The 21,948-nt window shown below is 71.0% G+C and carries 17 protein-coding genes and 1 tRNA gene; 17 read left to right on the forward strand and 1 reads right to left on the reverse strand.

Features of this window, described 5'->3' with window-relative positions; translation table 11 throughout:
- The first annotated feature begins 20 nt into the window (after nt 1-20).
- The 10 genes from EDF42_RS14635 to mfd all read left to right on the forward strand — a co-directional run bounded on the left by EDF42_RS14635 (nt 21) and on the right by mfd (nt 13,405).
- Nucleotides 21-860: a sugar phosphate isomerase/epimerase gene (locus EDF42_RS14635; protein ID WP_123673001.1), complete on the forward strand. Its 840-nt coding sequence runs from the start codon at nt 21-23 to the stop codon at nt 858-860.
- Complete coding sequence (locus EDF42_RS14640) at nt 857-2,062, forward strand: Gfo/Idh/MocA family protein (RefSeq protein ID WP_123673003.1); 1,206 nt, start codon at nt 857-859, stop codon at nt 2,060-2,062. Before EDF42_RS14635 ends, EDF42_RS14640 begins: the two co-directional genes overlap by 4 nt.
- Complete coding sequence (locus EDF42_RS14645; protein ID WP_123673005.1) at nt 2,059-2,946, forward strand: sugar phosphate isomerase/epimerase; 888 nt, start codon at nt 2,059-2,061, stop codon at nt 2,944-2,946. Before EDF42_RS14640 ends, EDF42_RS14645 begins: the two co-directional genes overlap by 4 nt.
- Complete coding sequence (locus EDF42_RS14650; protein ID WP_123673007.1) at nt 2,943-4,232, forward strand: mannitol dehydrogenase family protein; 1,290 nt, start codon at nt 2,943-2,945, stop codon at nt 4,230-4,232. Before EDF42_RS14645 ends, EDF42_RS14650 begins: the two co-directional genes overlap by 4 nt.
- On the forward strand, nt 4,229-5,581 hold the full coding sequence (gene manD / locus EDF42_RS14655) for a D-mannonate dehydratase ManD (protein ID WP_228504708.1): 1,353 nt from the start codon (nt 4,229-4,231) through the stop codon (nt 5,579-5,581). Before EDF42_RS14650 ends, manD begins: the two co-directional genes overlap by 4 nt.
- A 16-nt stretch (nt 5,582-5,597) precedes the next feature.
- Nucleotides 5,598-6,509 (forward strand): hypothetical protein, encoded by a 912-nt coding sequence (locus EDF42_RS14660; protein WP_123673009.1) that lies wholly within the window; start codon nt 5,598-5,600, stop codon nt 6,507-6,509.
- Between the two features lie 402 nt (nt 6,510-6,911).
- Nucleotides 6,912-8,279: an RbtT/DalT/CsbX family MFS transporter gene (locus EDF42_RS14665; RefSeq protein ID WP_123673010.1), complete on the forward strand. Its 1,368-nt coding sequence runs from the start codon at nt 6,912-6,914 to the stop codon at nt 8,277-8,279.
- A 199-nt stretch (nt 8,280-8,478) separates the two neighbouring features.
- The gene (locus EDF42_RS14670; protein WP_111084831.1) at nt 8,479-9,111 is read left to right on the forward strand and encodes a 50S ribosomal protein L25/general stress protein Ctc; all 633 of its coding nucleotides are present in this window, start codon (nt 8,479-8,481) and stop codon (nt 9,109-9,111) included.
- 30 nt (nt 9,112-9,141) lie between these two features.
- The gene (pth, locus tag EDF42_RS14675) at nt 9,142-9,726 is read left to right on the forward strand and encodes an aminoacyl-tRNA hydrolase (RefSeq protein ID WP_123673012.1); all 585 of its coding nucleotides are present in this window, start codon (nt 9,142-9,144) and stop codon (nt 9,724-9,726) included.
- Nucleotides 9,727-9,796: 70 nt separating this feature from the next.
- Nucleotides 9,797-13,405 carry a transcription-repair coupling factor gene (gene mfd, locus EDF42_RS14680; RefSeq protein WP_123673014.1) on the forward strand — a complete coding sequence of 1,203 codons (3,609 nt, stop codon included), beginning with the start codon at nt 9,797-9,799 and terminating at the stop codon, nt 13,403-13,405.
- Between the two features lie 202 nt (nt 13,406-13,607).
- Here mfd and nhaA read toward each other — a convergent pair whose 3' ends face one another.
- The gene (gene nhaA / locus EDF42_RS14685; protein WP_123673016.1) at nt 13,608-14,786 is read right to left on the reverse strand and encodes a Na+/H+ antiporter NhaA; all 1,179 of its coding nucleotides are present in this window, start codon (nt 14,784-14,786) and stop codon (nt 13,608-13,610) included.
- A gap of 90 nt (nt 14,787-14,876) precedes the next feature.
- Between nhaA and EDF42_RS14690 the strand changes: the two genes are divergently transcribed.
- The 7 genes from EDF42_RS14690 (at nt 14,877) to EDF42_RS14720 (ending at nt 21,646) form a co-directional block, all read left to right on the forward strand.
- Nucleotides 14,877-15,635 (forward strand): MazG family protein, encoded by a 759-nt coding sequence (locus tag EDF42_RS14690; protein WP_123673018.1) that lies wholly within the window; start codon nt 14,877-14,879, stop codon nt 15,633-15,635.
- A gap of 319 nt (nt 15,636-15,954) precedes the next feature.
- Nucleotides 15,955-17,199: a histidine--tRNA ligase gene (hisS, locus tag EDF42_RS14695; RefSeq protein ID WP_123673020.1), complete on the forward strand. Its 1,245-nt coding sequence runs from the start codon at nt 15,955-15,957 to the stop codon at nt 17,197-17,199.
- Between the two features lie 96 nt (nt 17,200-17,295).
- The gene (eno, locus tag EDF42_RS14700) at nt 17,296-18,579 is read left to right on the forward strand and encodes a phosphopyruvate hydratase (protein WP_111084825.1); all 1,284 of its coding nucleotides are present in this window, start codon (nt 17,296-17,298) and stop codon (nt 18,577-18,579) included.
- A 253-nt stretch (nt 18,580-18,832) separates the two neighbouring features.
- Nucleotides 18,833-19,366: a septum formation initiator family protein gene (locus EDF42_RS14705; protein ID WP_111084824.1), complete on the forward strand. Its 534-nt coding sequence runs from the start codon at nt 18,833-18,835 to the stop codon at nt 19,364-19,366.
- Between the two features lie 67 nt (nt 19,367-19,433).
- Nucleotides 19,434-19,982, forward strand: a complete 549-nt coding sequence (locus EDF42_RS14710) for a DUF501 domain-containing protein (RefSeq protein WP_111084823.1) — start codon at nt 19,434-19,436, stop codon at nt 19,980-19,982.
- Nucleotides 19,983-20,020: 38 nt separating this feature from the next.
- A complete protein-coding gene (locus EDF42_RS14715) occupies nt 20,021-21,496 on the forward strand; it encodes an NAD(P)/FAD-dependent oxidoreductase (protein WP_123673022.1) in 1,476 nt (491 codons plus the stop codon).
- 76 nt (nt 21,497-21,572) lie between these two features.
- Nucleotides 21,573-21,646: transfer RNA gene (locus EDF42_RS14720), tRNA-Leu, on the forward strand.
- Nucleotides 21,647-21,948 lie beyond the last annotated feature (302 nt).

Raw genomic sequence — 21,948 nt, forward strand, 5'->3', positions numbered from 1 at the left:
GTCCGACACGAAAGGACACCATGACCGACCAGCCCACGTGGGAACTCTCCGGCTTCGGCGACGAGATCGACTCAGACCCCGTCGTCCAGGTCGCGGTCCTGCAGGCGCTCGGCGCAAGCGCCATCGAGGTCCGCAGCGCCTGGGGCGTGAGCGTCGTCGACCTCGACGAGGACCAGCTCGCCGGACTCCACCGCCTGCTCGAGGAGCGCGGACAGACCGTGTCCGCCATCGCCTCGCCGATCGGCAAGGTCTCCGTCGACGAGCCCGTCGAGCACGAGGTCGGACGGCTCGGCCGCGCGATCGCCGCCGCGCACGCCCTCGGCACCACGAACATCCGCATCTTCTCGTTCTACTTCGAGGGCCGGCAGCCGGAGGACGTCCGCGACGACGTCCTCGTCCGGATGCGCGCCCTGGCCGACCTCGCCGCACGCGAGGGCGTGACCCTGCTGCACGAGAACGAGAAGGACATCTACGGCGACGTCCCCTCGCGCGTGCTCGACATCGTCGAGAGCGTCGGGTCGCCGGCGCTCCGACTGGCCTGGGACAACGCGAACTACGTGCAGTGCGGCGTCAAGCCGTTCACCGACGGGTGGGCGCAGCTCGCGCCCTACGTCGACTACCTGCAGGTCAAGGACGCCCTGGCCGCTGACTCGTCGGTCGTCCCCGCGGGCGAGGGCGACGGCGAACTGCTCCAGACCCTCACCGCACTGCGCGACGCCGGCTACTCCGGCTACGCCTCGCTCGAGCCGCACCTCAGCGACTTCACCTCCCTCGGCGGGTTCTCCGGCCCCGCGGCCTTCGGCCGCGCCGGTCGTGCCCTCCGCACCCTCACCGACCAGATCGGAGTCACCCTGCGATGACCACCCCACTGAAGTTGGCAGTCGTCGGCGCCGGCGTCATCGGACGCCACCACGCCAAGGTCGCCGTCCACCACCCGGACCTGCAGGTCGTCGCCCTCGTCGACGCGATCCCCGCCGCCGCCACGAGCGCCGCCGACGAGATCGAGGCGATGGGCGTCACCCGCCCCGTCACGACGTCCACCATCGAGGAGGCGATCGCGCAGACCGACATCGACGTCGTCGCGATCTGCTCGCCCTCCGGCATGCACGTGCAGCTCGCCGAGGCGGCCCTGGCCGCCGGCAAGCACGTCGTCATCGAGAAGCCCCTCGACACCACGATGCCCCGAGCCCGGCAGATCGCCGCGCTCGCCGCGGCGGCACGCGACCGTGGACTCGTCACGAGCGTCATCAGCCAGCACCGCTTCGATCCGGCCTCGGCCGCCGTCGCCGCAGCCGCCCACGACGGCGGGTTCGGTACCGTGACCTCCGGCCTGGCGAGCGTCGCCTGGTACCGGTCGCAGGGCTACTACGACTCCGGCGACTGGCGCGGCACCTGGGCGCTCGACGGTGGTGGTGCCGTGATGAACCAGGGCGTGCACACCGTCGACCTGCTCGTCTGGGCACTCGGCCGTCCGGTCGAGATCTCGGCCCAGACCGGGCTGCTCGCGCACGACCGCATCGAGGTCGAGGACACCGCCGTCGCCACCGTCCGGTTCGCCGGCGGCGCGCTCGGCGTCATCCACTGCACGACCGCCGCGTACCCGGGCCTCTCCGCGCGCTACGCCGTGTACGGCACGCACGGGTCGGCGATCGTCGACGACGACCGCCTGGCCTACTTCCACATCGCACCCGACGCCGCCACGCTCGAGTCCGCGTCGACCACCTCGAACGCCTCGGCGGTCGCGGGCGCGGTCGACCAGAAGGACGACGTCGTCCCGCCGGAGCACGTCGTCGGCGGCCCGGCCGAGCCCGACCACTTCGCCGCGGGGCACGGCCGGCAGTACACCGACATCGTGGCCGCGGTCCGCGAGGGCCGTGAGCCCGGCGTGACCGTCGACGCGGCCCTCGTGTCACTCGCCACCGTCCGCGGGCTGTACGTCAGCGCGACGCTCGGGCAGCCGGTCCGGATCGACGACGTGATCGAGGGCAAGTACGACGACGTGGTGCCGGTCGTCGGCGCTGCAGCACCGTCCGACACCGCGACCGAAGGAGCCACCCGATGAAGTTCTCCGTGTTCACCGCCTCCACCCCCGACTGGACCCCGTCGCAGGCCGCCTCGACGCTGGCCGAGCAGGGCTGGGACGGCGTCGAGTGGCGCATCGTCGACGACCGCCCCGCGGACGGCGCCGTCGTGCCCGCCGGTCGCTCGTTCTGGGCCGGCAACAACTCCACGTGGCAGTTCACCGGCGTCCAGGACCAGGTCGGCGAGATCGCGCGGATCACCGACGCCGCCGGCCTCGAGTACTCCGGCATCGGCGGGTACCAGCAGGCGTCGGACCACGAGGGCGTCGAGACGATGCTCCGCGTCACGAGCGAGCTCGGCGCCCGCCAGGTCCGCGTCTCGATGCCGATGTACCGGCAGGAGAAGGAACGCACCGGCGAGACGTACGGGCAGATCTTCGACCGCACCCGCGCCGACCTCGAGTGGGTCGTGACCCGGGCGACCGAGCTCGGCGTCAAGGCGCTCGTCGAGCTGCACCACATGACGATCACGCCCTCGGCCTCGGCGGCGCTGCGGCTCGTCGACGGCCTCGACCCGGAGCGCATCGGCGTCATCCACGACCTCGGCAACCTGGTCATCGAGGGGCAGGAGGACCACCTCGCCGCGTTCGAGCTCCTCGGCCCGTACCTGGCACACGCTCACGTGAAGAACGCCCGCTGGGTCGACACCGGCGACACCCGCGCCGACGGCAGCACGATCTGGCAGAACGAGTGGGCGCCGCTGCGCACCGGTCAGGCGTCCGTCTCCGAGTACCTCGACGCCCTCCGCCAGGTCGGTTACGACGGCTGGGTCACCATCGAGGACTTCTCCACCGACCTGTCCCTCGAGGCCCGGACCGCCGACAACCTGGCGTACCTGCGGTCCCTCGTCCCGGTGACCGCATGACCGATCGCCGCCCCGGCATCGTCCACCTCGGGGTGGGCGCGTTCGCGCGCGCCCACCTCGCCTGGTACACGGCCCACACCACGGGGGAGTCGTGGGGCATCACGGCCTTCACCGGCCGCTCGCCCGCGGCGGCGGACGCCCTCACCGCGCAGGACTGCCGGTACACGCTGGTCACGCGTGCTGCGACCGGCGACGACGCCGAGGTGGTCGACACGATCGTGGCCGCCCACCCGGGCAGCGACGACACGGCCTGGAGGCACGTGGTCGCGTCCCCGGAGACCACCATCGTCACGCTGACGGTCACCGAGCAGGGCTACCGGTCCGGTTCCGACGTCCCCGCCCGGTTGGTCACGGGGCTCGACGCCCGGCGCACGGCCGGCAGCGGTCGCATCGCGCTGGTCAGCCTCGACAACCTGACGCACAACGGCGCGGTGCTGCGCGAGGCCGTGCTGGGCGCCACCACCGACCCCGGACTGCGCGCGTGGATCGAGGCGAACGTCTCGTTCCCGTCGTCGATGGTCGACCGGATCACCCCTGCGACCACCGACGCCGACGTCGAGGGCCTCGCCGCCCTGCCGGGAGCACTCGCCGGGGACCGGGTGCCCGTCGTCACCGAGCCCTTCGCGGAGTGGGTGCTCGAGGACGCCTTCGACGGGATCGACCGCCCCGCGTGGGAGACCGCCGGCGTGCGCATCGTCGACGACGTCACCCCGTACGAGCAGCGGAAGCTCTGGCTGCTGAACGGCTCGCACTCGCTGCTCGCGTACCTCGGGCTCCAGCTCGGGCACGAGACCGTCGCCGCGGCCGTGGACGACCCGGTGTGCCGTGCCGCCGTCGAGCAGCTGTGGGACGAGGCCGCCCGCGAACTGCCCCTGCCTGCCGACGAGGTCACCGACGCCCGTGCCGCCCTGGTGGACCGGTTCCAGAACCCCCGCATCCGGCACACCCTGCGGCAGATCGCCTCCGGTGGATCGCAGAAGCTGCCCGTCCGGGTCGTCGACGTCGTGCGGCACCGACTCGAGCGCGAGCCGTCCGCTGGCATCGGCCCCGGAGCCGCGACCGTGATCGCCGCGTGGTGGCTCCACGTCACGACGCAGCCCGACCTCGTGGACGACGACGGAGCCCCCGGGGCAGACTCGGACGTGCGCGACGCGCTGCGCGTCATCGCCCCCGACCTCGACACCCCCGCCGTGGTCGACGCGATCACCGCAGCGGCCGACGACATCCGGGCGGCGAGCACCGCCGCACGCACCACCACCAGCACCGACGAAGGAGTCCACGCATGACCGACACCACCACGAACCCCGCGGCCCCGGTGCCGGGCGCCGCCGACACCGGCGCGGCGACCGGGCACACCTCCGGGCGTCCGGACACGTGGGCGTCGGCCGACCGCGGCCAGCTCATCGAGCGTGCCGAGGTCATCGTCACCAGCCCGAACCGGAACTTCGTCACGCTGAAGATCACGACCGCCGACGGTGTCACGGGCCTCGGTGACGCGACGCTGAACGGCCGCGAGCTCGGCGTCGCCGCGTACCTGTCCGAGCACGTCGTGCCGCTGCTGATCGGCCGCGACGCCAGCCGCATCGAGGACGCCTGGCAGTTCTTGTACCGCTCGTCGTACTGGCGTCGCGGCCCGGTCACGATGGCGGCGATCGCGTCCGTCGACATGGCGCTCTGGGACATCAAGGCCAAGGTCGCCGGCATGCCGCTCTACCAGCTGCTCGGGGGTGCCTCGCGCACCGGGCTGATGGCGTACGGGCACGCCTCCGGCAAGGAACTCCCCGAGCTGTTCGACTCGATCCGCGAGCACCAGGAGGAGGGCTACCGCTCGATCCGCGTGCAGACCGGCGTCCCCGGTCTCGAGAGCATCTACGGCATCGCGTCGAACAAGACCACCGAGGGCAACGAGGGCGTCCGGTACGACTTCGAGCCGGCGCAACGTGGGGCCTTCCCCGCCATGGAGGACTGGGACACCCGCGCCTACCTGCGCCACGTCCCCACCGTGTTCGAGGCCGTCCGCAACGAGTTCGGACCCGAACTGCCGCTCCTGCACGACGGCCACCACCGGATGACCCCGCTGCAGGCCGCGAAGCTCGGCAAGTCCCTCGAGCCGTACGACCTGTTCTGGCTCGAGGACTGCACCCCCGCCGAGAACCAAGAGGCACTCAAGCTCGTCCGGCAGCACACCACCACGCCGCTCGCGATCGGCGAGGTCTTCAACACGATCTGGGACTTCAAGGACATCATCCGCGACCAGCTCATCGACTACGTCCGCGGAGCCGTCACGCACATGGGTGGCATCTCCCCGCTCAAGAAGACGATGGACTACGCCGCGATGTACCAGATCAAGTCCGGGTTCCACGGGCCGACCGACATCTCGCCCGTCGGCCTGGCCGCCCAGATGCACCTCGGGATGGCGATCCACAACTTCGGCATCCAGGAGTACATGCAGCACGGGCCGCAGACGAACCAGGTGTTCCAGCAGACCTTCACCTTCACGGACGGCTACCTGCACCCCGGTGACGAGCCCGGCCTCGGGGTCAGCCTCGACGTCGACGAGGCCGGCAAGTACCCGTACGAGCAGGCCTACCTGCCGTTCAACCGCCTGGCCGACGGCACCGTCCACGACTGGTAGCGGGCAGGCTGGGGGCATGGAGTTCGCGGACGTCGCCAGGGAGCTGCTGCTCGTCGCGCCGGGGGACTTCGTCGCCGAGCGCACGGCCCGCCAGCGCGCGGTGCGGACGGACGACCGGGCCCTGGCGGCGGCGATCGGGAAGCTCCGGAAGCCCGCACCGGCAGCGTGGGTCGTGGACCTGCTCGCGCACGACGGCGCCCTCGACGACGCGGTCGACCTCGGGCCCGCCCTGCGGAAGGCCCAGGCCGACGCCGACCCCGGCGAGATCCGGAAGCTCCGGCAGCAACGCTCCGAGGTGATCGAGGCGTTGACGCAGGCCGGCGCCGACCTCGCTTCGGACGCCGGACACGCCGCGACTCCCGCCGTGCTCGACCAGGTGCGCGCGACGATCGAGGCCGCGATGGCCGATCCGCACGCCGGCGCCGCAGTGCGGTCGGGGCTGCTCGTGGCACCGCTGGAGAGCGTGGGGTTCGACGCGGTCGACCTGGACGGGGCGCTCGCGGATCCGGACGCGGTGCCGGACGCCTGGTCCGGCAGCGATGCCCCACCCATCCCGATCACCCAGGCGAGGGGCGCGCGGAAGGCGAGCCGTGCCTCCCGGTCGACGGAGACGGAACCCCAGGACGGACCGGAGCCGGACGCCCAGCCCGAGCCGAAGCGTGACCCGGCCGCTGCGCGGAAGGCCGCACGCCGGGCGGAGACCGCAGCCCGGAGCGAGTCGCGCGACGCCGATGCCGCACTCGACGCCGCGGAGGCGGACCTCGAGCAGGCCGAGGAGCGCCGGGCCGACCTGCAGCGCGAGTTCGATCGGGCGATCGCGGAGATCGAGGCCCTCGAACGTGCTCGCGACGCCGCCGAGGCCACGAGCAACGACGCCCGCGAGCTGCTGGCGGCCGCGCAGGAGCACCGGCGCAGCCTCGGTCGCTGAGCCTCGCGGAGCGTTCTTTCCCATCACGGGCGCGATGGAAGGTCGAATCGGGCGTACTCGGCCGAAAGGAACGACCACCTCCGCCCGGAACGACCCACTACGCCCGGAACGACCGCCTCCGCGCGGCACGACCGCCGATCGTTACACAACAGTTGTCGTTCTTGACGAGCGGCGTTGGAGCGGTCTAACGTCGGACACCATGCTTCGGGCCGGCGATGGTCCGCCGGGATCCGTCTCCGCATCAGCACGGGGCGCCCCGGGTACAGGACTCGCATCATCGCCGACGCCCCGACCGCCCGCAGCCACTGCGCGGACGGTCGGGTGCGTGGCGCGCGGCGCACCCCGGAGACATGCCGCGATGCCGGGTCGAGCACTCCGGGGCCCCTCCAGGAGAGACGACACATGTCGGAACCCCGCACCAAGCGCACCACGACCCTGACCCCGCCGAACGGCGTGACGACCGCCCCACCTGCCACCGCACCACCGTCTGCCGGGCGCGAGGGCTTCATCGCCCGCCTCGGCATCCCACACCCGCTGCGCTGGGGCTTCCTCGGTGTCCTCGTCTTCATGACGGGCGACGGCATCGAGTCGAACTTCATCGCTCCGCACATCGCCGCGGCCCTCGGCTCGGGCGGCACGGACAGCGCCGCGATGGTCATCGGCATCTACGGCGTCGCCGTCCTGGTGGCGTCCTACTTCGCCGGCGTGCTCTCCGAGCTGTGGGGCCCACGCCGCGTCATGACGATCGGCGCCGTCCTGTGGGTGGTGTTCCAGGTCGCGTTCCTCGCGGCGCTGCCCACCGGGTCGGTCGGGCTGATCGCCCTGACGTACTTCATGCGCGGACTCGGGTTCCCGCTGTTCGCCTTCTCGTTCCTCTGCTGGGTGAACCACACCGTGGCGCGCGACCGGAACGCCACGGCCGTCGGCTGGTTCTACGTCGTCTTCACCGGTGGCCTGCCGACGCTCGGCTCGCTCATCGCGATCGGCAGCATCCCCGCGTTCGGCGGCGGTCACACGGGTGAGACGTGGTCGATGGCCCTGTCGCTCGTCCTGGTCGTGGCCGGCTGGGTGATCGTCCGGTTCGGCGTGCACGAGCAGACCGGGCTCGGCCGCATCGCCCCGCGCTCCCACTCCGCCGCACGGGTCATCGCCAGCGGCATCGAGGTCTGCATCGCGCGGCCCAAGGTCCTGCTCGCCGTCCTGATCCGGCTCGTCAACACGGCGCCCGAGTTCGGCATGTTCGTGATCATGCCGGCGATCATCGGCACCGAGCTCGGGTGGGGCCAGTCGAAGTGGCTCACGATGACCGTGATCGTCTACGCCGGCAACATCCTGTTCAACGCCTTCTTCGGCGCCCTCGGCGACCGCATCGGCTGGATCCGCACCGTCAAGTGGTTCGGCATCGGCGCCTCGGCGATCGGGCTGCTGGCCTGGTGGTACGTCCCGCACCTGGTGCCGGCCGGTTCCGAGTGGGGCTTCTGGCTCGCCACCGCCGCGGGGACGGTGTTCGGCATCATGCTCGCCGGGTTCACACCCATGGGCGCGATCGTCCCCGCCTTCGCCGGCGAGGAGCGCCGGGGCGCCGCGATGGCCATGTACGCCACGGCGGCCGGTGGTGCGACCTTCCTCGGCAACGCCGTGGTCAGCGCTGTCCTGCCGTGGGGTGGGCCCGGCGGCGTGGTCTGGACGTTCGTCGGCCTCTACGTCCTCGCCTTCGTGGTGCTGTCGTTCCTCAAGGTGCCGAAGGAGGCGGTGGCCGCGGGGCACTGAGGCACGACACGCCCGGCGGGTGCTGGTAGAGTCGGTGATTGACTTCGGCGAGGGCCGCGACAGCGGCCGTGATCGACGCGGTGGGAGACCCGGCCCAGCCCAGGGAACGTTCCTCACGCGTGCACGCGTTCGAGTTGCAACACCACAGACCCCCACGATGCCGGACCGCCGGTGTCGACCCCCGAGACCAGGAGGCACCATGGCCGACTACACGAAGCTCGCAGCGGACGTCCGCACCAAGTTCGGCAAGGGTGCAGCGCGCAAGCTCCGCGCCGCCGACAAGATCCCGGCAGTGGTCTACGGCCACGGCACCGAGCCGAAGCACATCTCGCTGCCCGGTCACGAGACCATGCTGCTCGTCCGTACCGCCAACGCGGTCGTCGACCTCGACATCGAGGGTGCTGCCCAGCTCGCCCTCGTCAAGGACGTCCAGCGTGACCCGGTGCGCCAGATCATCGAGCACATCGACCTCGTGGTCCTGCGCCGCGGCGAGAAGGTCACGGTCGACGTGCCCGTCGTCATCGAGGGCGAGTCCTTCTCCGGCACGATCCACGTGCAGGACCTGAACACCGTCTCCCTGCTGGTCCTCGCGACCGACATCCCGGAGCACGTCGTCGTCAACGTCGAGGGCCTCGAGGACGGCGTGCAGATCCACGCCGCCCAGCTCGAGCTCCCCGAGGGCGCCGAGCTCGAGACCGACGCCGAGGCGCTGGTCGTCGCGATCGTCACCCCGCGTGGCACCGCTGACGACGACGCCGCGGACGAGGCCTCGGCCGAGGCCGGTGCCGAAGCCGGTGCCGAGGGCGGCTCCGAGCCGGTCGACTCCGAGTAACACCCCCTTCGAAGGCATCTGGTCGACGCTGTGGCGGATCGAACGCTGGTCGTGGTCGGACTCGGGAACCCCGGGCCCGACTACGCCGGCAACCGTCACAACGTCGGCCAGATGGTCCTCGACGAACTCGCGTCCCGCATGGGTGCGCGGTTCAAGAAGCACAAGACGCCGAACCAGGTCGCCGAAGGGCGCCTGGTGCCCGGCGGTCCGCGCCTGGTGCTCGCGAAGCCCGGCTCGTTCATGAACACCTCGGGCGGACCGGTCTCGTCGGTCCTCGGGTTCTACAGCGCCACCCCGGCCGACCTCGTCGTCGTGCACGACGAGCTCGACCTGCCGTTCGACACCGTCCGCCTCAAGGGCAGCGGGGGTCACGGCGGGCACAACGGGCTGCGCGACATCATCAAGGCCACCGGCACGAACGAGTTCACGCGCGTGCGGGTCGGCATCGGTCGTCCGCCCGGTCGTCAGGACCCGGCCGACTACGTGCTGCGTGACTTCTCCGCAGCCGAGAAGAAGTCGCTGCCCATCCTGCTGGCCGACGCCGCGGACGCGGTCGAGGCGATCGCCGAGGTCGGACTCGTCGCCGCGCAGCAGCGGGTGCACGCGCCGTCCTGACCGCGCTGGCCGTGTTCGCCCGTCGCGCACCGCGCGGGCGGTGTCGGTGGGGGCCGGTACCATCTCCTGAGTGACGATCTCGGGCATCATCCCTGCGCTCTCGCGCGCCTCCGCGTTCGATCGCGTGCTCCGCGCCGCGCCTCGTGACGCCGACTTCTCGGTCGTCGACGGCCTGCGGGTCCCGCTGCTCGGGGCGCTGCTCGCCGAGCGGAACGGGCCGCAGTGCGTGCTCGTCATCACGGCGACGGGGCGTGAAGCCGAAGCGGTCCGCGACGCCCTCGGCAGCTACGTCCCCGACGCCGACGTCCTCGAGTTCCCAGCGTGGGAGACCCTTCCGCACGAACGGCTCAGCCCGAGTGCCCAGACCGTCGGCACCCGCATCGCGACGCTCCGCAGGCTCGCGTCGTGGTCCGCTGCCGACGACACAGATCGCCGCACCACCATCGTCGTGGCGAGCGTCCGCGCAGCGCTGCAGCCGATCGCCGCCAACCTGACCTCACTCGCGCCCGTCGTGCTGCGCACCGACTCGCGCGGCAACGACCTGGCCGCCATCGCCGCGAAGCTCGTCGACATGGCCTACGCCCGCGTCGACCTCGTCACGCGGCGCGGTGAGTTCGCGGTGCGCGGCGGCATCCTCGACGTCTTCCCGCCCACCGCGGACCACCCCGTCCGCGTCGACTTCTTCGGCGACGAGATCGAGGCCGTCAAGGCGTTCTCGGTCGCCGACCAGCGCACGACCGAGGACGACCTCGGCTCGGTCGAACTCACGGCCTCGCGCGAACTCCTGCTCAGCGACGACGTCCGGCAGCGGGCGCGCGAGATGCTCCACGAGTTCCCGAACCTGTCCCAGATGCTCGCGAAGATCGCCGAGGGGATCCCGGTCGAGGGCATGGAGTCCCTCGCCCCCGCGCTCGTGCAGGACCTCGTCCCGATGACCTCGTACCTGCCCGAGGACGCCACCATCGCGGTGTTCTCGCCCGAGCGGGTGAACGGTCGCGCGAACAGCCTGGCCGAGACGAACACCGAGTTCCTGCAGGCCGCGTGGAGCGCCGCGGTCGCCGGGGCCCAGGCGCCGATCGACCTCGACGCCGGCAACTTCCTGACGGTGCAGCAGCTCAAGAACACCCGCGGCCAGCGCACCTGGTGGACGGTGTCGCCGTTCGACTCCGGTCTCGACGAAGGCGACACGGCGCGCGTACTCACCGACGCCGAGGCAGCAGCCGAGGCGGGGGAGTACATCCGCGTCCGTGCGGAGGCAGTACCGAGCTTCGCGGGCAGCGCCGACGGCGCGATCGCGCACGTCAAGGCGCTCACCGATGACGGGTGGGCGGTCGTCGTGACCGCCCAGGGCCAGGGGCTGGTCGAGCGGGCGGTACAGGTCCTCGCCGACGCCGGGGTCGCAGCCCGTGCCGAAGCCCTGCCCGCGCCTCCCGAACCGGGTGTCGCCATCGTCACGACCGCCACCGTCGAGCACGGCTTCGCCATCCCGGATCCGCGCATCGTCGTGCTCAGCGAAGCGGAGTTCTACGGCCGGAGCGTCCAGCAGGGCGCGCGCACCGTCAAGAAGCTGGCCAGCCGTCGCAAGAACGTGGTCGACCCGCTGCAGCTCAAGCCGGGCGACGTGGTCGTGCACGCGACCCACGGCATCGGCAAGTTCGTGGAACTGGTGAGCCGCGAGGTCAGCTCCGGCGGCCGCAACGCGGTGAAGACGCAGCGCGAGTACCTCGTGCTCGAGTACGCGCCGTCGAAGCGGAACTACCCCGGCGACAAGCTGTTCGTGCCCACCGACCAGCTCGACCAGCTGTCGCGGTACGTCGGTGGCGAGTCACCGACCCTGTCGAAGATGGGCGGTTCGGACTGGTCCGCCGCCAAGTCGAAGGCCCGCAAGGCCGTCCGCGACATCGCCGTCGACCTGGTGAAGCTGTACTCGGCGCGGATGGCGTCGAAGGGGCACGCGTTCGGCCCGGACACCCCGTGGCAGCGCGAGCTGGAAGAGGCGTTCCCGTTCGCCGAGACCGCCGACCAGCTCACCACCATCGACGAGATCAAGCGCGACATGGAACGCCCGATCCCGATGGACCGCCTGCTGTCGGGCGACGTCGGCTACGGCAAGACCGAGGTCGCGATCCGCGCCGCGTTCAAGGCGGTGCAGGACGGCAAGCAGGTCGTCATGCTCGTGCCGACGACCCTGCTCGTCCGCCAGCACATGGAGACGTTCCAGGAGCGCTTCGCCGGGTTCCCCGTGCACCTGCGCGCCCTGAGCCGGTTCCAGTCCGAGAAGGAGTCCAAGGAGACCATCGCCGGGCTCGCCGACGGCACCGTCGACATCGTCATCGCAACCCACCGGATCCTGTCGCAGGGCATCACCTTCAAGGACGTCGGGCTCGTCATCATCGACGAGGAGCAGCGGTTCGGTGTCGAGCACAAGGACCAGCTGAAGAAGTTCAAGACGAACGTCGACGTCCTGGCGATGTCGGCGACCCCGATCCCACGCTCGCTCGAGATGGCGGTCACCGGGATCCGCGAGATGTCGACCCTCGCCACCCCGCCCGAGGACCGCCACCCCATCCTGACCTTCGTGGGGCCGCAGTCCGACCTGCAGGTGGCCGCCGCGATCCGCCGCGAACTGCTGCGCGAGGGCCAGGTGTTCTACGTGCACAACCGTGTGCGGGACATCCAGGGCGTCGCCGCGCACCTGGCCGAGATCGTTCCAGACGCCCGCATCGCCGTGGCACACGGGCAGATGTCCGAGAGCACCCTCGAGCAGGTCATGGTCGACTTCTGGGAGCGCCGGTTCGACGTCCTCGTGTCGACGACGATCATCGAGACCGGCCTCGACATCGCGAACGCGAACACGCTCATCATCGACAAGGCCGACAAGTACGGGCTGTCGCAGCTCCACCAGCTGCGCGGTCGTGTCGGCCGAGGGCGCGAGCGCGGGTACGCGTACTTCCTGTACGACTCCGAGAAGCCCCTGTCCGAGACCGCACAGGACCGCCTCGAGACCATCGCGGCGAACAACGAGCTCGGCGCGGGCATGCAGGTCGCCATGAAGGACCTCGAGATCCGCGGCGCCGGCAACCTGCTCGGCGGCGAGCAGTCCGGGCACATCGCAGGCGTCGGGTTCGACCTGTACCTCCGGATGATCGGCGAGGCCGTCTCGCAGTTCCGCGGCGACGTGGCCGAGGGGCAGACCGAGCTCCGACTCGAGATCCCGGTCGACGCGCACATCCCCGAGGACTACGTCGAGTCCGAGCGGCTCCGGCTCGAGGCCTACCAGAAGCTGTCGGCGGCCTCGGCCCCGACGGCGCAGCGGGACGCCATCGACATGGTGCTCGACGAACTCACCGACCGCTACGGGCAGCCGCCGCAGGCCGTGCAGACGCTGGTCGAGGTCTCCCGCCTGCGTCGGATGGCGCAGCAGGTCGGGCTGTCCGACGTGGTGGTCATGGGCTCGAACCTGCGCGTGGCGGGCAAGGAGCTCGCCGACTCGTCGCAGGTGCGGCTCAAGCGGATGTTCCCGGGCGCGAAGTGGTTCCCGCAGCAGAACGCGGCGAGCATCCCGATGCCGCGGCCGCACGACCAGGCGCTGCCGGACGACGCCCTGATCCAGTGGGTGGAGAGCATCCTCACCGCCGTGTACGGCGCGACGACGCCGGCGGAGGCGCCGGCCGCGTAAGGGTGTGCAGTAGTCGCGAGCGGCGACGGACGGGAGGCACGGTGCGGGCTGGCACCGTGCCTCCCGTCCGCTCGTGGGCGCGTCCACCGCGTGCACGCCGTTCGCGACGATCCACGCGTCCGCTGATGCGAAACGACAGAGTCGACGTCGTACGACGTCGACTTTGTCGTTCCGCATCGGCTGCGCCGCCGCCGGCCAGCCGCTACTCGGTCGCTTCGGCCTCGGACAGCTCGCGCCGCCCGCGGTACGCCCGGGCCCGCAGCGTGACCACGACCGCCGACGCGACGATGGCGATGCCCGAGCCGACGAGCACGGCGAGCACGCCCTCGTCGAGGATCTCCTCGTTCCGGGCGAACGCGAGCTCGTTCATGAGCAGCGAGACCGTGAAGCCGATCCCGCCGAGCACCCCGACGGTGATGATCGAGAAGAACGACAACGACGACCGTCCTGGTGAGCGGAAGATCCGCGTGGCGACCGCGCCGAACAGTGTGATGCCGATGACCTTGCCGACCGGCAGTGCGATGACGACGGCCCAGAACGTGGGCGAGAGCTCGCTGATGCCGACGGCGGGGATGACCACCGCGGCCGACGCGAACGCGAACACCGGCAACACGATGGCGTTCGACCACGGCTCGACGTTCTCGTGCAGCGTGTGCCCCGGGCGGCGGGGGAGCACGAGCCCGAGCGCGACGCCGGCGATCGTGGCGTGCACGCCGGAGTGGTACACGAGCCACCACGTCAGGAGCCCGACCACGACCATCGCCACGATGAGCAGCGTCTGCCAGTTGCGCCCTGGGCGGAGCATCCGGCCGAGCAGCCAGAACACCGCGAGCGTGACGACGGCACCGGCGAGGGCGAGGAAGTCGGTGTCGTGCGCGAACACGACGGCGATGATGATGATCGCGATGAGGTCGTCGAGCACCGCGAGCGCGAGCAGGAACACCCGGATGCCGCTCGGCAGCCCGCGACCGAACATCGCCAGGACACCGAGCGCGAACGCGATGTCGGTCGCCGTCGGGATCGGCCAGCCGTGCGTGTACTGCGTGCCCGCGGTGACGAGCAGGAAGATGCCAGCCGGGACGAGCACGCCGCCGACCGCCGCGATGGCGGGGATGATCGCGGTCTTCGGGTTCGACAGCTCACCGTCGACGAGCTCCTGCTTCAGCTCGATCGCGACGAGCAGGAAGAACACCGCGAGCAGGCCGTCGCTGATCCAGTGCGCGATCGACAGGTCGAGACCGACTGCGCCGAGCGGCAGGTGTGCGTCGAGCAGCCGTTCGAGGCCGGGGCCGACGGGTGAGTTCGCGACGACCAGGCCGAGCACGGCGGCGGTCAGGAGCGCGATGGCGCTGAAGCGGGGGGAGCGGACGAGGGACGACATGGATCTCCGTCTCGAGGGGTCGGGTGGTAGTCCGTCGACCAGACTTCCCGACACACCACGACCAGCATACGTGGGTGAGACGATGGCGCGATGACCGCCGTACCGGACCTCGTGACCGTCGTCGACCGCCTGCTCGCCGAGGACGGGGGCTGCGTCTGGAACCGTGCGCAGACCCACGCCACGCTCGCGCGCTACGCGGTCGAGGAGTCCTACGAACTCGTCGACGCCATCGACGACGGCGACCCGGACGACGTCCGCGAGGAGCTCGGCGACGTCCTGTACCAAGTCGTCCTGCACGCCGGGATCGCCGAACGCGCGGGGGAGTTCACCCTGGAGGACGTCGCCGCCGGGGTCCGCGACAAGATGGTCCGTCGACACCCGCACGTGTTCGGCGACGAGACCGCGGACACGGTCGACGACGTGGTCCGGGTGTGGCGCGCGGCGAAGGCGGCGGAGAAGTCGGCCCGGACGAGCGCCCTCGACGGCGTCCCGCGTGCGATGCCGCCGCTGGAGCGGGCCGTCAAGCTGCTGGAGCGCCTGGAGGAGCACGGTGCGGCCGACACGGCCGTCGCGTCGGTCGTGGCCGCCGCGACCGTCGCGTCCGTCTCGGTCGCTGACCGGGAGGCCTGCGGCACGTCCGCCACGTCGGCTGCGGCACCCGGAGCGGGGACCGCTCGGGCATCGGTCGGGTCGCCGGCACCGGCCGACGGTGCGGGGGCGGTGGACCCGGCGTGGGGGATCGCGATGCTGGAAGAGGTCGCCGGAGCGGTGCGGGACGGGATCGACCCGGTCGCGAGTCTCCGTGCTGCGGTCGCTGCGCTCGAGGAAGCCGGCCGCGCGGCGGAGTGAGTGCGCGGGGAGCCGCGGAGTGCGTGCGCGGGGAGCCGCGGAGTGCGTGCGCGGGGAGCCGCGGAGTGCGTGCACCCGAAAAGAGAAGGGCGCCCTCCTAACCCGAAAAAGGAGGGCGCCCGTGAGCGGGTGGGCACACCCCCAGGGAGAGGTGTGCACGCAGAACCCGCTCGAGTCGCGGGGCACACTGCAGCACGGTGCCCACGCGATCGGTCCGGAGAGTGGATCAGGCACGCTCCGAACCGAGGTACTGAATGCAGTATGCCAGTAGGACGGGTGCCGCGCAACTCGTCGAGGTGCATCTGCCAGACTTGACCCCATGGCGACGACCGTGACGGCACCCCGTGGCATGCGCGACTTCCTCCCGGCGGACAAGGCCCGACGCGAGCACGTGCTCGGTGTCGTCCGCGACGTCTACTCGCGGCACGGGTTCGACGAGATCGAGACGCCCGTGGTCGAGGACGCCGCACGGCTGCACTCCGGGCTCGGCGGCGACAACGAGAAGCTGGCGTTCGCGGTCATGAAGCGCGGGCTCAGCACCGAGGATCTGCAGACGGCCCAGGCGCCGCTCGACCTCGCTGACCTCGGGCTCCGGTTCGACCTGACCGTGCCGCTCGCCCGGTTCTACGCCTCGCACCGTGCCGAGCTGCCCGCGGTGTTCCGCTCCGTGCAGATCGCGCCGGTCTGGCGCGCCGAGCGTCCGCAGAAGGGGCGCTACCGCCAGTTCGTGCAGTGCGACATCGACATCCTGGGGGAGCCCGGGCAGCTGGCCGAGATCGAGCTCATCCGAGCCACGACCGCCGCGCTCGACGCGCTCGGGGTGACCGGCACCACGATCCGCATCAACGACCGGCGGATCCTGCTGACCCTGCTGGCGTCGTGGGGCATCGCGGACCCCGCTGCCGCCGACCGCGCGCTCATCACGGTCGACAAGCTCGACAAGATCGGCCCGGACGGCGTCGCCGCCGAGCTCCGCAGCACCGTCGGACAGGAGCTGCCGGGGCTCGAGGACACCATCCGCGCGCTCGAGGCCGCGGACTGGACCTCGGTCGAGGGGGCTGCGTGGCTCGACGGGGATGCGTTCGCCGATCTGCTGCGTCTGCGGGAAGCGCTGCCCGGCGTCGACCTGCGCTTCGACCCGACGCTCGTGCGCGGCATGGGCTACTACACCGGCACGATCTTCGAGGTCGCGCACCCCGACTTCGGCTACAGCCTGGGCGGCGGCGGTCGGTACGACGGCATGATCGGTCGGTTCCTCGGGCAGGACGTCCCCGCGGTCGGCTTCTCGCTGGGCTTCGAGCGCCTGGTCGACCTCGTGACACTCCCGGAGTCCGCCGAGTCGGACGCCGTGGTGCTCGTCTACGACAAGGACGTCGACCCGGTCCGGCTCGCCGCCCTCAAGACCGAGGCGCTCGCCTCGCACCGGCGCGTGCGGCTCGAACGACGCACCAAGAACGCGAAGAACCTGCTCGCCGGTCTGGCCGCGCAGGGGTTCTCCGCCTTCGCGACCGTCGGCGCGGACACGACGTCGCTCGAGGGTGTGGAGTTCCGCCCGCTCGACTGAGTTGTCCACACCGGGCGTCACGGTCGACGTCGTGTTCACCTCGGCTCGCTAGGATCGGTCCCGCAAACACCACAACCAATGTGTAGGGAGTACCCCGTGGCCCTGATCGATGCCGTAGGCGCACGCGAAGTCCTCGATTCCCGAGGCAACCCGACGGTCGAGGTCGAGGTCCTCCTCGACGACGGCGTCGTGTCCCGCGCGCTCGTCCCCTCCGGTGCCTCCACCGGCGCGTTCGAGGCGTACGAACTCCGCGACGGCGATGCCTCGCGCTACGGCGGCAAGGGCGTGCTCAAGGCCGTCGACGCCGTCCTCGACGAGATCGGCCCGGCGCTCGAGGGCTTCGACGCCACCGACCAGCGCCTCGTCGACGCCGCGCTCATCGAGCTCGACGGAACCGAGAACAAGTCCCGACTCGGCGCGAACTCGATCCTCGGTGCCTCGCTCGCCGTGGCCCGTGCCGCTGCCGACTCGGCCGACCTGCCGCTGTTCCGCTACCTCGGCGGCCCGAACGCGCACACGCTGCCCGTTCCGCTGATGAACGTCGTCAACGGCGGTGCCCACGCGGACACCAACGTCGACATCCAGGAGTTCTTCCTCGTGCCCTACGGCGCCGAGTCGTTCTCCGAGGCGCTCCGTTGGGGCGTCGAGACCTACCACGCCCTCAAGGGCGAGCTGAAGAAGCAGGGCCTCGCGACCGGCCTCGGCGACGAGGGCGGCTTCGCGCCGGAGCTCGCGTCGAACCGTGCGGCGCTCGACTTCCTGCTGACCGCGATCGAGAAGGCCGGCTACACGCCGGGCAAGGACATCGCCGTCGGCCTCGACGTCGCGTCCACCGAGTTCTTCCACGACGGCAAGTACTCGTTCGAGGGCAAGCAGCTCTCGAGCCAGGAGTTCACCGCGTACTTCGCCGACCTCGTCGCGAACTACCCGCTCGTCACGATCGAGGACCCGCTGGCCGAGGACGACTGGGAAGGCTGGTCGCACCTGACCGCCGAGCTCGGCGACAAGGTCCAGATCGTCGGCGACGACCTGTTCGTCACCAACCCGAAGCGTCTGCAGCGGGGCATCGACGAGAAGGCCGCGAACTCGATCCTGGTGAAGGTCAACCAGATCGGCACGCTCACCGAGACCCTCGACGCGGTCTCGCTCGCGCACCGTCACGGCCTCACCTCGATCCTGTCCCACCGCTCCGGCGAGACCGAGGACACCACGATCGCGGACATCGCGGTCGCGGTCGACGGTGGTCAGATCAAGACCGGCGCACCGGCTCGTTCGGACCGCGTCGCGAAGTACAACCAGCTGCTCCGCATCGAGGAAGAGCTCGGCGACGCCGCGGTGTACGCCGGTCGCTCGGCCTTCCCGCGCGCCGCTGCCCTGTAACCACCCGGGCCGGCAGTACCGGCACCATCGAGACGCCGTCCTCTTCCGAGAGGGCGGCGTCTCGTCGTGTGCGCGACGCCGTCGTCTTCGCCTGCCGCCGCGAAATCCGTGAGACGCCGCCGAATCCGGAGGCGTCTCGACGAGACGACGGCGACTTCTGCGGGGCTGCACCGCGCGACACGAGTCGCTGAGAGGCCACCGAACGGCCGCGTGCCGGGCGCTCCCACCGCGTCGGTCGGGTTATCGTCGGGACGTGCCCAGCCAGAAGCCCCGCGTCCGCCGCGTCCCCGTGGCGATGCCCGACGGCAGCACGTCGGCGCAGCCCTGGTACCGCTCGATCCACTTCTCCGGGTTCAGCCTGCTGATGCTCGCGATCATCGTGCTCTTCGTCGTGGTGCTCGCCCCGTCGCTCCGCACGCTCATCCAGCAGCAGGAGCAGATCGCCCAGCAGCAGCGTGAGGTCGCGAGCCAGAAGGCCGACGTCACGCAGAAGAAGAAGGACGTCGCCCGCTGGGACGACCCCGCCTACATCGAGGCGCAGGCGCGCGACCGCCTGCTCTACGTGTACCCGGGCGAGGAGAGCTACCTCGTGATGGGGGCCGAGGACCGCAAGGCCGAGACCACGCCGACGACGGACTCCGGGACGCCCGTCAGCACGAAGGTCCAGACGCCGAAGGTGGACTGGGTGCAGGCGATGCTGTCCTCGGTGCTGCAGTCGGGGCTCACCGACGAGACCGCTGCCGACCTCGTGGCCCCGGACGTCTCGGGCACCGGCGAGAGCAAGTAGCTCCGAGCCGGACCCGTCCGGCGCGACGGTGCGCGGGGCACCGGGTCTCCGGTAGGCTCACGTTCCCGTGACGACCCCTCCCTTCGACCCGCCCTCCGACCGCGACGTCCAGGTCGTGTCGGCGCAGCTCGGCCGACCGGCACGCGACGTCATCGGGATCGCGGCACGGTGCGTCTGTGGCAACCCCACGGTCGTCTCCACGAAGCCCCGACTGTCGAACGGCACCCCGTTCCCGACGTTCTACTACCTGTGCCACCCCGCGGCCACCGCCGCGGTCAGCACCCTCGAGGCCAACCAGGTGATGCCGGAGCTGGCAGCACTGCTCGAGGACGACACCACCGCGGCCGCGTACCTCGCGGCCCACGAGTCCTACCTGGCCGATCGCGAGTCGATCGAGCACGTCGACGAGATCGTCGGCATCAGCGCCGGTGGCATGCCCACCCGTGTGAAGTGCCTGCACGCCCTCGTCGGTCACGCCCTCGCCGCCGGACCCGGCGTCAACCCCATCGGTGACCTCGCGCTCGAGCGCGCGGACTGGTCGCCCTCCCGGTGTGAGTGCCGGGCGTATGATGACGGTGCAGACGCTGGAGTCGGGGCGGGTGGCGGCGAAGTCTGACTCGACTCCGAAACCCCCATCCAAGGAGATCATCCCCCGTGCCCAAGATCCTCGTCGTCGGCGGCGGTTACGCCGGCTTCTACACCGCATGGAAGCTCGAGAAGCACCTTCGCCAGGGCGAAGCCGAGGTCGTCATGGTGGACCCGCTGCCGTACATGACGTACCAGCCGTTCCTGCCCGAGGTCGCTGCCGGTTCGATCGAGCCGCGTCACGCGGTCGTCTCGCACCGCCGCCACCTCAAGAACACCCGCGTCGTCACCGCGAAGGTCACCAAGGTCGACCACGCGACGAAGACCGCCACGATCACCCCGACCGAGGGCGAGGCGTGGGAGGAGTCCTACGACCAGATCGTCATGACCGCCGGCGCGGTGTCCCGCACGTTCCCGATCCCGGGTGTCGCGGACGAGGCCATCGGCCTCAAGACGATCGAGGAAGCCGCGGCGATCCGCGACAAGATCCTCACGAACTTCCACAAGGCGGCGAACCTTCCGGCCGGTCCCGAGCGTGACCGCCTGCTGACCGTCGTCGTCGTCGGTGGTGGCTTCGCCGGCATCGAGGTCTTCGCCGAGCTCCGCTCCTTCGTCACCGACCTGCTGAAGAGCTACCCGCAGCTCTCCTTCGACGAGACGCGGTTCCACCTGGTCGAGGCGATGGGCCGCATCATGCCCGAGGTCTCGCTCGAGACCTCGCACTGGGTGCTCAAGAACCTGGCGCAGCGCGGTGCGAACGTGCACCTCGAGACCCAGCTGGCCTCGGCCGTCGGTGGCGTCTGCGAGCTCAAGACGAGCGACGGCGCGATCGAGAAGATCGAGTCCGACCTCATCATCTGGACCGCCGGTGTCATGGCGAACCCGATGGTCAAGGGCACCGACTTCCCGCTCGAGCAGCGCGGTCGCATCCGCGTGCAGCCCGACCTGCGCGTCGTCGACGACAACGGCGTGATCGCGGACGCATGGGCCTGTGGCGACGTCGCAGCCGTGCCGGACCTCAGCGGTGGTGGCGTCGGCGGCTTCTGCGTGCCGAACGCCCAGCACGCCGTCCGTCAGGCGAAGCAGCTCGCGAAGAACCTGGTCGCGACCATCCGTGGCGAGGCCACGACCGACTACAAGCACGAGAACCTCGGCGCCGTCGCGGGCCTCGGTCTGGGCATCGGCGTGTTCCAGTCCGGCAAGTTCGCCATGAAGGGCTTCCTGGCGTGGGGCGCGCACCGCGGCTACCACGGCATGGCGATGCCGTCGTGGGAGCGCAAGTGGCGCGTCATCGGCGACTGGGTCGGGGGCTTCTTCCTGGGCCGCGACATCGCGTCGCTCGATGACCGTGAGACCCCGCGCGCTGCGTTCGAGGCCTTCGCGTCCCGTCCGAAGCCCGCGGCCGAGGCCCCGGCAGCTCCGGCCGCCGCTCCGGCTCCGGAAGAGGGTAAGCCCGCTGGTGCCGCCGGCCCGGCGTACGGCGAGCCCGCCAAGGACGTATCGAACGAGGCCGAGCCCGTGAAGGCTCCGGCCGACGCCAAGTAGTCCCAGCAGCAGTCCGCGAGAGGCGGTCACCCTTCGGAGTGGCCGCCTCTCGCGCATCGGTAGGCTGTTGCGGCCCGCCCCCGTGGCCCAATCGGTAGAGGCATGCGACTTAAAATCGCCGAGTTGTGGGTTCGAGTCCCACCGGGGGTACCCGTGCACGTCTCGGGAAAGCGACGTCGTGCCGCCAACCGTTCGCGGCACACTGTCGCCCTGGCGGGCAAGACAGCGCATCCGCGCGGAGATCTGTCGCTTCGGCGGGTGTGAACCGGCCCCAGCCCGGCCGGGAGGCCCGTGGCGCGCCCGCACCGCGCCTCCCGTCCGTCACACGCGTGCGTCTCGCGGAAGCGACGTCGTGCCGCCAACCGTTCGCGGCACTACGTCGCTTTCGCGGGCAGGACGGCGCGTCCGTGCGGACAACTGTCGCTTTGACGTGCGCGAACCAGGTCCGCGCA

The organism is Curtobacterium sp. PhB172, from assembly GCF_003752545.1.
Classification (GTDB): domain Bacteria; phylum Actinomycetota; class Actinomycetes; order Actinomycetales; family Microbacteriaceae; genus Curtobacterium.

What these genes read in the sequence shown, in the direction of transcription:
- EDF42_RS14670 (WP_111084831.1), top strand. Translation starts at nt 8,479, where the DNA reads ATGGCCGACTACACGAAGCTCGCAGCGGACGTCCGCACCAAGTTCGGC.
- EDF42_RS14640 (WP_123673003.1), top strand. Translation starts at nt 857, where the DNA reads ATGACCACCCCACTGAAGTTGGCAGTCGTCGGCGCCGGCGTCATCGGA.
- hisS (WP_123673020.1), top strand. Translation starts at nt 15,955, where the DNA reads ATGGCGACGACCGTGACGGCACCCCGTGGCATGCGCGACTTCCTCCCG.
- EDF42_RS14635 (WP_123673001.1), top strand. Translation starts at nt 21, where the DNA reads ATGACCGACCAGCCCACGTGGGAACTCTCCGGCTTCGGCGACGAGATC.
- EDF42_RS14660 (WP_123673009.1), top strand. Translation starts at nt 5,598, where the DNA reads ATGGAGTTCGCGGACGTCGCCAGGGAGCTGCTGCTCGTCGCGCCGGGG.
- EDF42_RS14665 (WP_123673010.1), top strand. Translation starts at nt 6,912, where the DNA reads ATGTCGGAACCCCGCACCAAGCGCACCACGACCCTGACCCCGCCGAAC.
- EDF42_RS14650 (WP_123673007.1), top strand. Translation starts at nt 2,943, where the DNA reads ATGACCGATCGCCGCCCCGGCATCGTCCACCTCGGGGTGGGCGCGTTC.
- nhaA (WP_123673016.1), bottom strand. Translation starts at nt 14,786, where the DNA reads ATGTCGTCCCTCGTCCGCTCCCCCCGCTTCAGCGCCATCGCGCTCCTG.
- manD (WP_228504708.1), top strand. Translation starts at nt 4,229, where the DNA reads ATGACCGACACCACCACGAACCCCGCGGCCCCGGTGCCGGGCGCCGCC.
- EDF42_RS14645 (WP_123673005.1), top strand. Translation starts at nt 2,059, where the DNA reads ATGAAGTTCTCCGTGTTCACCGCCTCCACCCCCGACTGGACCCCGTCG.
- EDF42_RS14690 (WP_123673018.1), top strand. Translation starts at nt 14,877, where the DNA reads ATGACCGCCGTACCGGACCTCGTGACCGTCGTCGACCGCCTGCTCGCC.